Source organism: Faecalibacterium sp. i25-0019-C1 (genome assembly GCF_042854225.1).
GTDB lineage: Bacteria > Bacillota > Clostridia > Oscillospirales > Ruminococcaceae > Faecalibacterium > Faecalibacterium taiwanense.
Window position 1 is genome coordinate 855,537 of sequence record NZ_AP031428.1, and the last position, 12,099, is coordinate 867,635.

The 12,099-nt window shown below is 52.6% G+C and carries 16 protein-coding genes; 14 read left to right on the top strand and 2 right to left on the bottom strand.

From position 1 onward, the window contains the following. Positions 1–111 precede the first annotated feature (111 nt). Positions 112–864 carry a MurR/RpiR family transcriptional regulator gene (locus ACGHUK_RS04190; RefSeq protein WP_294648810.1) on the bottom strand — a complete coding sequence of 251 codons (753 nt, stop codon included), beginning with the start codon at positions 862–864 and terminating at the stop codon, positions 112–114. A gap of 264 nt (positions 865–1,128) precedes the next feature. Between ACGHUK_RS04190 and ACGHUK_RS04195 the strand changes: the two genes are divergently transcribed. Together ACGHUK_RS04195 and ACGHUK_RS04200 are read left to right on the top strand one after the other, a co-directional pair. Continuing rightward, a complete protein-coding gene (locus tag ACGHUK_RS04195; protein ID WP_120080781.1) occupies positions 1,129–2,724 on the top strand; it encodes a PTS transporter subunit EIIC in 1,596 nt (531 codons plus the stop codon). 53 nt (positions 2,725–2,777) lie between these two features. Beyond that, positions 2,778–4,106: a 6-phospho-alpha-glucosidase gene (locus tag ACGHUK_RS04200; protein ID WP_120080779.1), complete on the top strand. Its 1,329-nt coding sequence runs from the start codon at positions 2,778–2,780 to the stop codon at positions 4,104–4,106. A gap of 109 nt (positions 4,107–4,215) precedes the next feature. Here ACGHUK_RS04200 and ACGHUK_RS04205 read toward each other — a convergent pair whose 3' ends face one another. Then, complete coding sequence (locus tag ACGHUK_RS04205) at positions 4,216–4,419, bottom strand: helix-turn-helix domain-containing protein (RefSeq protein WP_243111976.1); 204 nt, start codon at positions 4,417–4,419, stop codon at positions 4,216–4,218. 381 nt (positions 4,420–4,800) lie between these two features. Between ACGHUK_RS04205 and ACGHUK_RS04210 the strand changes: the two genes are divergently transcribed. The 12 genes from ACGHUK_RS04210 (at position 4,801) to ACGHUK_RS04265 (ending at position 12,017) form a co-directional block, all read left to right on the top strand. Further along, entirely contained in the window at positions 4,801–5,019 is a 219-nt protein-coding gene (locus tag ACGHUK_RS04210) for an HFLK protein (RefSeq protein ID WP_349935983.1), read from the top strand. Positions 5,020–5,133: 114 nt separating this feature from the next. Next, positions 5,134–5,661, top strand: a complete 528-nt coding sequence (locus ACGHUK_RS04215; protein ID WP_055191168.1) for an isochorismatase family protein — start codon at positions 5,134–5,136, stop codon at positions 5,659–5,661. Positions 5,662–5,671: 10 nt separating this feature from the next. After that, entirely contained in the window at positions 5,672–6,190 is a 519-nt protein-coding gene (locus ACGHUK_RS04220; protein ID WP_349935984.1) for an O-acetyl-ADP-ribose deacetylase, read from the top strand. A gap of 18 nt (positions 6,191–6,208) precedes the next feature. Then, complete coding sequence (locus tag ACGHUK_RS04225; RefSeq protein WP_349935985.1) at positions 6,209–7,291, top strand: hypothetical protein; 1,083 nt, start codon at positions 6,209–6,211, stop codon at positions 7,289–7,291. A 14-nt stretch (positions 7,292–7,305) separates the two neighbouring features. Further along, a complete protein-coding gene (gene sfsA, locus ACGHUK_RS04230) occupies positions 7,306–7,971 on the top strand; it encodes a DNA/RNA nuclease SfsA (RefSeq protein ID WP_349935986.1) in 666 nt (221 codons plus the stop codon). 110 nt (positions 7,972–8,081) lie between these two features. Next, on the top strand, positions 8,082–8,459 hold the full coding sequence (locus tag ACGHUK_RS04235) for a desulfoferrodoxin family protein (RefSeq protein ID WP_390575171.1): 378 nt from the start codon (positions 8,082–8,084) through the stop codon (positions 8,457–8,459). 419 nt (positions 8,460–8,878) lie between these two features. After that, a complete protein-coding gene (locus ACGHUK_RS04240) occupies positions 8,879–9,136 on the top strand; it encodes a helix-turn-helix domain-containing protein (RefSeq protein WP_180806609.1) in 258 nt (85 codons plus the stop codon). A gap of 86 nt (positions 9,137–9,222) precedes the next feature. Further along, entirely contained in the window at positions 9,223–9,684 is a 462-nt protein-coding gene (locus ACGHUK_RS04245) for a DUF523 domain-containing protein (protein WP_112115314.1), read from the top strand. Then, positions 9,669–10,445, top strand: coding sequence for an HAD hydrolase family protein (locus tag ACGHUK_RS04250; RefSeq protein WP_390575174.1), 777 nt, complete (start codon positions 9,669–9,671; stop codon positions 10,443–10,445). The genes ACGHUK_RS04245 and ACGHUK_RS04250 overlap by 16 nt, the downstream gene beginning before the upstream one ends. 57 nt (positions 10,446–10,502) lie before the next feature. Then, on the top strand, positions 10,503–10,952 hold the full coding sequence (locus ACGHUK_RS04255; protein WP_223387956.1) for a low molecular weight protein-tyrosine-phosphatase: 450 nt from the start codon (positions 10,503–10,505) through the stop codon (positions 10,950–10,952). A 12-nt stretch (positions 10,953–10,964) separates the two neighbouring features. Then, positions 10,965–11,552, top strand: a complete 588-nt coding sequence (locus ACGHUK_RS04260; protein WP_154258538.1) for a pentapeptide repeat-containing protein — start codon at positions 10,965–10,967, stop codon at positions 11,550–11,552. A 12-nt stretch (positions 11,553–11,564) separates the two neighbouring features. Further along, positions 11,565–12,017: an aminoacyl-tRNA hydrolase gene (locus ACGHUK_RS04265; protein ID WP_156074991.1), complete on the top strand. Its 453-nt coding sequence runs from the start codon at positions 11,565–11,567 to the stop codon at positions 12,015–12,017. Positions 12,018–12,099 lie beyond the last annotated feature (82 nt).

The following is a 12,099-nucleotide window of genomic DNA, read 5'->3' on the forward strand; positions in this document are numbered from 1 at the left end:
TTCCTTCTCTTCTAATTATATCTGCACCTGAAAAAGCCGCTCCGGGTCTAGCCGGGGCGGCTTTTCTGATGAATGCGGAGAAGAAAATGTATTCTCAGGCGTGAAAACCGCTCACTGCCCTTCTTTTCCGTTCGGATGCTCGTCCTTCTCCAGAACAAGATCCATGAGATATTCAAAGGTGATAAGCACGCGCGCATAGAAATAGTTGGCGGTAAGGTTCCGGTCGTCCAGCATCTTGTCGTCCAGCAGCACAAAGGCAGGGTCTGCACAGCGGGCGATGGGAGAATTGTCGGCACCCACAAAGGCAATGATGCTCCGGTGCTGTGCAAAGGAATCCTGTACCGGCTTCAGGATGGTGCCAGTCTTTCCACTCTTGCTGATGGCAATGACCAGCCCGGCATTCAGTGCACCGCTTTCGTAGACCTCATAGCTGTTGGAGCCGATGGCGCAGTAGCCCAGAACCAGCAGCTTCCGCACCATAAATTCCTGCAAAGGGGCACAGAACCCGGTGCCTGTCACAAGGATGGGCTTTTGCCGGTTGGCGTGGAGCAGCTCCACAAAGCGGTGTATTTTTTCTTCTGGGATACCCCCGATAAAGGCGGTGATGTCGGAGGCGTGGTTTTTGTTGTCGATCTCGTTCTGGATCAGAAAACCGATGCGGTAGATCATATCGGTGTAGCCGGTATAGCCCATCTTTTTGCTCAGCCGGATCACGGCCGCGGGGGAGGTATAATTCTGCGCTGCAAACTCTCGCACGCTGCACTGACCGCCGTTTTTTGCGGTTTCCAGCACCGCCTGCAAAAGCTGCTGCTCGTTGGCATTCAGATGGTGCTGATCTGCCAGTTTATAAAGGTCGTGTTTCATATTTTACTCCGATTTTCGAATCAAAGAACGGCTTGATTCCATAAAGTATACGCTGAATCGCGTATTTTGTCAATAAACATTTCGATGTATCCAACATGAAAGCGAAACATGTTTCAGCTTTTGCGAACAAGTTCAAAAAAAGTCCAATTCGGTAGATTTTTTTGTGCAGAGTGATATAATCAAGCCATCGAAACGGTAAGGTGCACCCCCGAAACGAAGAGACAATTTGAAAAGAGAGATTCATGGAACGTTAGGAGAACACCAATGAAACAAAAAGTTATGGATGCTATGCAGAGCTTTTCCAGAGCTCTGATGGGCCCCGTTCTGTTCCTGCCCATTGCGGGTATGCTGCAGGCGATTTCTTCGGTCATGAGCAACACGGCACTGGTGACAGAGGGCGGTGTTGTCTGGACCCTCGGCAAATTCATCAATGGCGGCGTTGGAGCAGTCATTGGCAATCTGGGTATCCTGTTCTGCGTGGGCATCGCAATGAGCCTTGCCAAAAAGCGCAAGGCAGATGCGGCATTTCTGGCACTGGTCAGCTATCTGGTCTGGCTGGCAGCCAATTCCCGCTGGCTGGATGTGGCAGGACTGACCATCGCCGGTGATACGGCAAGCGCTTTGTACGGCACCGGTCAGACCATCTGCCTCGGCTATCACGTTACTGACATGGGCGTATTTCTGGGCATGATCCTTGGCGTGGTGGTGGCGCTGGTCCACAACCGCTTCATCGACACCGAGTTTGAAGGTGCCATGGCCATGTACGGCAACAGCAAGTTCGTCTTTGTGGTGCTGCTGCCCATCGTTCTGGTCATGGCGGTGGTTGCCAGCTACGTCTGGCCTGTGGCTGCGGCGGGTATCAACGCCCTGACCGGTGTCATGGCAAGTGCAGGCGCGTTCGGTGTGTTCCTGTACGGCTTCTTGAACCGCGTGCTGATCCCCACGGGTCTGCATCATCTGGTCTGGTCGCCCTTCCTCTACTCCGCACTGGGCGACAGCATGATCATCGGCGGTGAGCAGATCGTTGGCGCAAAGCCTGTGTTCCTTGCCCTGCTCAGTGACCCCAGCGTGGCAATGATGCGGGATTCCGCACGTTTTCTGACCTACGGTCTGATGAAGACCTTCGGCGTGATCGGCGTGGCAATGGCTTTCATCTCCACCGCCAAAAAGGAGAAGAAGGCTGCCACCAAGGCACAGATCATCCCGGCTACCCTTACCGCCTGTCTGGTGGGCGTGACCGAGCCGCTGGAATTCACCTTCCTGTTTGCAGCTCCCGCGCTGTGGCTGGTGTACTCGGTTCTGGACGGTCTGTTCCAGATGATCGTTTACCTTGTGGGCATCCGGGTCTGCGCCACCAACGGCATCATTGATTTTCTGGTGTTGAATCTGCCTGCCGGTATCGGTCGCACCCGCTGGCCGCTGTATGTGCTGGTGGGTCTGGTGGAGATCGTGGTGATGTACCTCGTTTTCCGCTTCCTCATCGTGAAGATGAACCTCAAGACCCCCGGCCGTGAGGACGGCGAAGAAGTCACCGACCTTGCTGCAAACGCAGCTGCTGTCAAGCAACAGATCCGCAGCGGCGCAGCCGAAAAGACTGCTGCCAGCGCAAACGATGCACAGACCGCAGCCCATATCGTGGAAGGACTGGGCGGTGCAGAGAACATCCTGAACACCGATAACTGCATGACCCGTCTGCGAGTGCAGGTCAAGGATGCCGCTCTGGTCAAGGACAAGGAGTGGTTCAAGCCCACCGGCTCCGCAGGTCTTGTGGTAAAGGGCAACAACATCCAGATCATTTACGGCCCCAAAGTGGGAAAGATGCGTGCCATCGTGGACAGCTACCTTGGCCGCGCAGAATAAGATATCCGCTTTTATTCATCATACAAAAAACATTATAATAGGAGGCTTGCCTTATGAAAACGTTCAAACTGGTCATCGCCGGCGGCGGCAGCACTTATACCCCCGGCATCGTCAAGAGCCTGCTGGTGCAGAAGGATCGCTTCAAGCTGAATGAGCTGGTGCTCTACGATAACAACGCAGAGCGTCAGGAGGCTGTGGGTGTCATCGTCCGCCATGTGGTGGAAATGTTCGACCCGGAACTGAAGCTGACCCTGACCACCGACCCGGAAGTTGCCATGACCGATGCCGACTTCATCTTTGCACAGATGCGTGTCGGCCTGTACGCTATGCGTGAGCAGGACGAGAAGATCCCGCTGAAGTACGGCGTTGTGGGTCAGGAGACCTGCGGCCCCGGCGGTCTGGCTTACGGCCTGCGTACTATCTACCCCATGGTGGAGCTGATCGATTACTGCGAAAAGTACGCAAAGCCCACCTACTGGATCGTCAACTACTCCAACCCCGCTGCCATCGTGGCAAAGGCAACCTTCCGTCTGCGCCCGAAGGCTCGTATCCTGAACATCTGCGATATGCCGGTTGCCATCGAGCGCAACATGGCCGAGATTCTGGAGTGCGACCGTCATGATCTGGAAGTGGACTACTTTGGTCTGAACCACTTCGGCTGGTTCACCAAGGTGCGCCTGAACGGCGAGGATGTGACCGAGAAGCTCAAGAGCTATGTAGCAGAGCACGGCTATATGCCCCAGAACGCCAAGAGCGATGTGCTGCACAGCGATCCGTCTTGGCTGCACACCTACGCAAACGCCAAGAACATCTGCTCTGCTTTCCATGACTATCTGCCCAACACCTATATGCAGTACTACCTGCTGGGCGATGAAGTTGTAAAGAGCAGCGATCCCAACCACACCCGTGCCAACGAGGTCATGGAAGGCCGCGAGAAGCGCATCTTTGATGCTGTGGCAGATTATCGTGCCGGTAAGGACGTAGACCTGACCAAGTTCTTCGGCGGTGTGCACGGCGAGTTCATCGTGGACGTTGCCATGAGCCTTGCCTTCGACCTGCGCAAGCGCTATCTGGTCATGGTGGAGAACAACGGCGCTGTGGAGAACCTGCCCTCTGACGCCATGGTGGAGATTCCCGCTTATATCACCGACCGCGGCCCGGAACCCGTGCGTGTGGGCGAGATTCCCACCTTCTACAAGGGTCTGATCGAGCAGCAGGAGGCTGTGGAGAAGCTGATCGTGGATGCCGCTGTGGAGCACTCCTACGAGAAGGCACTGATGGCCTTTACTCTGTCCAAGACCGTGCCCAGCCTGCTGGTCGCCAAGAAGATCTTGGACGATATGATCGTTGCCAACAAGGCTTACTGGCCGGAGCTGCACTGATAAGTACTTCGTCAGCGGCTGATACCGGACAACTGAGCCCATAAAACATTGAACGCCTCCCCGGCATTCCTTCCAAGAAGGATGCCGGGGAGTTTTTTTGCTGTCATATTTACAAGTCAGAGGAATCGAAGAAGTCTTTTAATGTAATTCCTAAACCCTGACAAATTCTTTCAATCGTCTCTACGCTTAACTGCCCTCCCCGACGGGCGGTGGTTTGAATCGTGGAGTACGATATTCCGCATTTCTTTGCCAATACACATAGATTCATATCACGCACTTGCATCAAATCCTGAACACGCTTGATCGTATCCACGAAAACTCCTCCCATCTTTTTAGTTCAAAACTTTTCCAACGACCTCAAATCTTTGCTCTAGAGATGGAAAACCAGCAAGGATTCATTTGAAATTTATCCCCGAACAAATGAACTCTGCTATAATGCGGGTGCGACATATGAGGCCGACAGAATTTTGAAAGAATTGCCAGAGACATTGGAAGTACGTAAGTCCAGAGACTGCCTGATGATGAATCTGGAGGAGGCGCAGAAGTTCTTTGGTATCACTTTTAAGAAACCGTTATTTCCATGGCTTTCAAAGATTTTTGCATAAAATGTTTTGAAAGAGATGCTTGTTGGACATCACTTTCGATAAAATGAACCTCAGAAGGGAAAAAATATATTTCTGAGGAAGACAAAACAATGTCAAACGGTGATTATGGTTACTTCAGCAAAGGTGATACGGGCTATGCCCAGTACATGACGGCGTTCAACCGCAACTTCGGCGGTTCGTCTGGCGGCGGTGGTGGTGGCGGAAACCACAACAACAATGGCGGTGGCGGCGGGGACGGCAGCGGATGCGGCGGCCTGATCGCTATTGCAGTGGTCGTGGTGCTGATCCTGATCGTCTTGGATGGCTGAATCAATCCCTGCAGGTGAAACACAGGTTTTCCCTGTGGGGATTTTTCGAATCTGCTTGTAGAAAACGGCGGTCTATGATAGCATGAAATCAAAGAAAAACAGGAGGGCTTACACATGGTTTTACTGGTTGTGGATACACAGAAAGGTATCGTGGATGAACGCCTGTATGCGTTCGAAAAGTTTGTCAGCAACATCAGGAAACTAATCCGAACTGCCCGCGAACAGGGAATCGAGGTTGTCTATGTCCAGCATGACGATGGGCCCGGCACCGGTTTCTCCATCGGGGACGATGAATTCGAGGTCTATTCCGGGTTTGCGCCACTGCTGACTGAAAAACGGTTCGTCAAGACCGTATGCAGTGCGTTCAAAAAAGAAAGCGGTCTGCTGGAATATCTGACGGAAAAGGGCGAAAAAGATGTGATGGTCTGCGGCATCATGACCGACTTCTGCATCAATGCAACGGTGGAGGCGGGCTTTGAGCATGGCCTGCACATGATCGTTCCTGCCTATGCAAATTCCACGCAGGACAACGAGTACATGACAGGGGAGCAGAGCTACCACTATTACAATGAATTCCTCTGGCCGGACCGCTATGCCGATTGTGTGCCCATGGACAAGGCGCTGGAGCTGCTCAAAAAGTGAGGTGTTTACAATGATTCCTGAAAAAGTAAAAAATCAGATTCAAGTGGTGCAGGGTGATATTACCAAACTGGACTGTGACGGCATCGTGAATGCGGCCAATCGGAGTCTGCTGGGTGGCGGCGGTGTGGATGGTGCCATCCACCGGGCAGCAGGGCCGGAATTGTTGGCGGAGTGTCGTACGCTGCACGGCTGCCGCACCGGCGAAGTAAAAATCACCAAGGGCTACCGGTTGAGAGCAAAGTATATCATTCATACGGTAGGCCCGATTTATTCCGGCACAGCAGAGGATGCCGCGCAGCTGGCGGACTGCTACCGCAATTCGCTGAACCTTGCCAAAGAGCATGATGTCCATAGCATTGCGTTCCCGGCAATTTCGACCGGCGTGTATGGCTACCCGCTGGAAGATGCCACGGAGATTGCGGTCAAAACAGTGGCGCAGTGGCTGGAAGCACATGCGGATTACGCAATGCAGGTGATTTTCTGCTGCTTCGATGCCCGGACGGAGCGGGTGTATCAGGCAAGGCTGTAACCGGAAGAGGTGTGAGAGATGGGCTTTTTCAAAAAGCTGTTTACAGGGATCGGGTTTGCGGCAGGTTTTCTGTTCTTCGGATGCTTGTCAGTGATTGTGTATGCGTCCCGCGGGCGGCATAAGCCCCGTCATCGGCGCAGCAGTTTTTGGAATACGCTGGAACGCTATCTGATTTTTTCGTGGATCTGTGAAGGTGTGTGCAGCAGCCGGAAACGAGCGGAAAAGTCCTATTATCAGCGCACAGGCAGCGATTTCTGGCAGACGCAGACACGGGTTCGACCGAAAAGTGTTAAAAATGCTGTTCCTGCGGTGAAAACACCAAGGCCGGAGACAAAAAGCACAAGCACAGGTGCAACGCGGTCGGTAAAACCAAAGAGAACGGAGCGTCCTTCTGCGGCACAGAAAGCATCGGCAGCACAAAGCGGTGCCAAAAGCGTGTCGGTACCGACTGTACTAGGGCAAAACGTTTCGGCGGCTGACGCAGAAAAGCATAGCGAACGGTCAAAGCCTAAGCCAGAACCCAAGCAGGAGCATGCTGCGCAACAGCCAGAAGCCAAAGAATTACATCAAAAGTCCGCACAGCAATTGGAAGCAGAACGGCAGCAAAAACTGGAAACTCTGCGCACTGCGATGCAGAAACAAATTTGCGCCATCCATGCAGATGTAGAACTCCCGGCCAACGGTCAGAATGACAGTGGGGCGGCGGAGCAGAAACTGCATGTCCTGTTGTACAAGTCCACGCTGCCAGAAAATGACCTGAATCAAGCGCTGGATGAGCTTCGGACGGAGCGCAGACGGCAAAAGGCAGAGTATCAGGGCGCACCGTTCGCAGATGTGTTTCTGGTGAACCTGATTTTGTCCGATGAGGATAGTGAGCGGGCCTGCATCGTGGATGTGGGGGATACCGGCATGAGCTATGTCATTCCGTGGGGCAGCATCCCGAAAGACCTGCAGGAACCGCTGCACCGCTATGTATCGGAAGCGGAAGGAAAGCTCTACGGCTACTGCAAGGAAGAACTCTGCAACAGTGAAAGCGGCAGGATGGTCGTGGAACTGTATCTTGGTAAACAGGATGGGTATGGCTCCCGAATCCTGTACTGAAAATGGAGTAAAGATTGAAATACAGAGAAATCGCAGACGGCATTTTTGTTGACCGTCCCAACCGCTTTATTGCCCATGTGGGAGTGAATGGAGCAGTGGAAACCGTCCATGTCAAGAACACCGGGCGGTGCAAGGAACTGCTACTGCCCGGCACGGCGGTTCGGCTGGAAGTGTCAGATAACCCGAAACGTAAAACAAAATACGACCTTGTGGCGGTACATAAGCAGGGACTTGGTTGGGTCAACATGGACAGTCAGGCACCCAATAAGGTGGTAGGGGAGTGGCTTGCAAAACAGGGCTACGACTATATCAAGCCGGAATTCACCTATGGCAAGTCCCGCATCGACTTTTATATGGAAAAGGGCGAGCAAAAGTATCTGATGGAAGTCAAGGGCTGCACACTGGAAGTGGACGGTATCGGCTACTTCCCGGATGCACCCACCGAGCGCGGCGTGAAGCACCTGCACGAGCTGGCGCAGGCACAGCAGGCAGGGTATCGGTGCGCAGTGGCTTTCGTGATTCAGATGAAAGGCATCACCGAGGTGCGGCCAAATGTCAGCACACAGCCGGAGTTTGGTACGGCACTGGCCGAAGCAAAGGCCGCAGGTGTGCGGGTGCTGTTTTTGCTCTGCCATGTAGGGCGGGATAGTCTGGAAATCGTGGAGCAGAGGGAAGGGTGAAGACGGCAGAAAAACGCTTTGCGTGATTCAGTTACAGAAATCATAAATAGGAAATGTTATCATATAGGCACAAGAAACACACCGATAACATTCCAATGGAGGATTTCGATATGAAGGCAAAGTTTTACATCTGCAATCACTGTGGCAACCTCGTCACTACCATCCATAACGCAGGCGTTCCGCTGGTCTGTTGCGGGGAGAAAATGAAAGAGCTGGTTCCCAATACGGTGGAAGCCAGCGGCGAGAAGCATCTGCCGGTGGCAGAGCTTTCTGGCAGTCGTCTCACGGTCACAGTGGGCGCGGTGGAGCACCCCATGGCGGATGTTCACTATATTCAGTGGATTTTTGTGGAGACTGAGAACAGCGGGCAGATCCGCTATCTGAATCCGGGGCAGGCTCCCAACGCGGTGTTTGAACTGGGAAGTGAAAAGCCGGTGGCTGTTTACGCATACTGCAATCTGCATGGGCTCTGGATGACGAAACTCTGATACAATCAATGCAAACGGGGAGTGATTTGATGTCACTCCCTGTTTTTTGATGAGAACTTTATGCGGTTCTTTTGGTTCGGAACTGTGTATAAATGGGATGGATAAAATGAGTAGGCACACTATATGCGTTTGTTAAACGCTAACAGCGTTCAATTTTTTGCGTTGAATCGTGAAAATGAGACCTGTGAAAAACGTAGAAAATTTGATATGTTTGCGCTGCAAACTAAGGCATATTGATGTTTTTGAAACGAGTTTATAGTGAAATATGTGTAATTCGAGTGCAGATATTCATTCTTGTGAGTTTGTTGTGTGAATTTGTCACGTTCCGCCGCAAAAAAGGACTTGACGGAAAAAATACTCTGTGGTAATTTATGAGCAAATTCGCTTTTGTGAAATAAAGTCGAATTTGAATCCGCGATTTGCGGAAAAAGAAGGGGATTACACAGGAACAGCTGAGTATAATGCTGAACGTTAGTGCGAACCATCTTGCAAAAGTTGAAACGGGAAGCCGCTGCTGCTCGATTGAGTTGCTGCAGGATCTTTCGTCCTGCCTGAATGTCAGAACGGACTATCTGCTGAACGGAGATGCACCGCATAACAACCATCTGAGGGAAAGACTGACGTTTCTTGCACAGGAATTAGAAAAGATTACGGCGGACCTCCCGGTATGGGGATAGGAAAAAGCAAAATCCTCTTTTTCAATGCCCAAAAGCGTGGTAGAATAGGTAAAAGATTCAGTATCTGAAAAACGGAGCACGCAACAATGAAGATTCTGGTCAGCGCCTGCCTGCTGGGCGAAAACTGCAAATACAGCGGCGGAAACAATTACAATCAGGCGGTCTGTGATTTTGCGCGGGGGCATCAGGTGGTTCCGGTCTGCCCGGAGGTTTTGGGCGGCCTGCCCACACCGCGGTGCCCGGCGGAAATCGTGCAGGGCGTTGTCACGAACAAAGAGGGCATCAATGTGGACCGGGAGTTCCGAGCGGGCGCAGCCAAGGCCCTTGCCATCGCAAAAGAAAATGGGGTGGAGCTTGCTATCCTGCAATCCCGCAGCCCCAGCTGCGGCGTGAAGGAAATTTACGATGGAACGTTTTCCGGTACAAAAATCTCCGGACAGGGCGTTTTTGCGAAAATGCTGATGGACGAAGGCGTCCGTGTTCTGGATGCCGGGGAATTGCCTAAAATTATCTTGAAAAATGAGGACGGAAAATGTCAATCAAACTGATTTGCAGCGACATTGACGGTACGCTGCTGCAATACGGCAGGAAAGAGCTGGAAGGCGAGATCTTTGAACAGATACGGGAGCTGCATCGGCGCGGCATTCTGTTTTGCCCGGCATCCGGTCGGCAGTATACCAGCCTGCGCAAGCTCTTTGCACCGGTGGCGGACTGCTGTGTGTTTCTCTGCGAAAACGGCGGCGTGATCTATAAGGACGAACAGTGCATCGCCAAGAATCCGATGCCGCGTGCATTGGCCGAAGAAATCGCCAACGACCTGTGGACCCGCAGCGACGGGCAGGGCGAAGTGATGCTTTCCGGCCGGAATACTGCATACCTGATGGAGCGGGGTCTGGGAATGCTCAAGCGTATTCAGTTCATCGGAAACAATTATCAGATCATCCATGACCCTTCCGAGGTGCCGGAGGAGATCACAAAAGTATCGGTGTATCTGCACGAAGGCGTAGAATCTTACACGGAACGGTTTGTCCCACGATGGAAAGAGGCGAACTGCGCTGTGGCAGGGCCGTACTGGATCGACACCACCTTTGCTAACAAGGGCATCGGTGTGCGCAGCATCTGCAAGACTCTGGACATCGCCCTTGCCGATGTGATGGCTTTTGGCGACAATTATAACGATGTGTCGATGCTGGACATTGTGGGTGTGCCCTACATTATGGATGGTGCCGCCGCACCGCTGCGGGAAAAGTACCCGAACCATACACCCCGCCCAGAGGATGTGCTGCGGGAGTTCTTGAAGCAGAACTAAATTTTGCACGCATGTGTGCAAAATTCGAAATGATACGATATAAGGAAATATTTTGGTATGACGAAAGTGCTTTTTATCTGCCACGGCAACATTTGCCGCAGCCCAATGGCCGAATTTGTAATGAAAGACCTTGTGGCCAAAGCTGGGCTTTCTGACCAGTTTGAAATCGCATCCGCCGCCACCAGCACCGAGGAGATCGGCAACCCGGTCTATCCGCCCGCCCGGCGGAAGCTGGCCGAGCACGGCATCTCCTGCGAGGGTAAAACCGCCCGGCAGATGACCCGGAGGGATTACGAAACCTACGATTATCTGATCGCCATGGATCACAACAACCTGCGCAATATGGCGCGCTTTGTGGGCGGCGACCCGGAGCATAAAGTGTCTCTGCTGATGGATCATACCCGCCGCCCCGGCGATGTGGCCGACCCATGGTATACCGGGGACTTTGAAGCTACCTGGCAGGATGTGCTGGAAGGCTGCACGGCTCTGCTGGAAGAACTGCGCTGACAGGAGAATTTTATGACAGAGCGTTATTGTGAAGGTGAACGGTTTGCTGACCTGTCGTTCACCGAGGAGGCTTTTGAGGATTGCGACTTTACCGACTGCGTGTTTGCGGATTGCTCTTTTACCAAGTGCGAACTGGATCATACCACGCTGAATGAGTGCAAATTCGTGCGGTGTGAGATCACAGGTCTGCGCAGCACTCATTCTTCGGTGCAGTCGCTGGATTTTGAGGACTGCCGCCTGAATGAAATCGAGTGGGCACCGCTGATGTCCAACGGTGCCTTCCCGGACCCTATCCACACGCTGAAAGAGTGTAGTCTGAAATATAACACCTTCACCGAAATGAACTTTAACCGCTTCGACTTTTCGGACGGCAACGAAATTGTCGGCTCCATGTTTGCCAAATGCGAGATGCAGCTGGCGAATTTCAAGGGAGTGGAACTTCACGAAACGGAATTCTACCAGTGTGACCTGCGCAAGGCGGATTTCCGGGATGCTACAGGCTATAAGGTGGACATTCTGGGCAGCCGCCTGAAGGATGCGAAATTTTCGCTGCCGGAAGCGGTGAATCTGCTGGCAGATTTGAAGATCAAGCTGTCGTAAGAAGGAGAGAAAATGCGTCAACTCATCATTGCCCGAAAAGACCTGCAGATGTCTCCCGGTAAGCTGGCGGCGCAGTGCTGCCACGCTTCGCTGGCATTCCTCACCGACCCCATCGGCATGGGACAGAGCGTGAAACCCATTGAGAAAGACGGAGAAATTACCGGCTATCGGGCAGAAATCATGTTGGAGAAAGCAACCTATGAAGAATGGTTCGATGGCTCTTTTACCAAAACTATCTGCGGGGCAAAGAACCGCAATCAACTGCTGAAAGCAAAGACCATTGCCGAGGAATTGGGCCTTGTGGAAAACAAAGACTTCTTCCTTATCCGGGATGCCTGCCACACCGAGCTGGAGCCGGAAGAATTTGATGAAAACGGAGAAGGCATGACCCTGACCTGCATCGGCTTCCGCCCGCTGCCGGATGAAATTGCACACCAGATCAGCCATAAGTTCCATTTGTATTGATAGAACTCCTTTATTTTATAAGCATTTTCCACAGTCACTGCAGCCGTTGCAGATCAACTTGCTGCCGCAGGTCTCGCAGTTT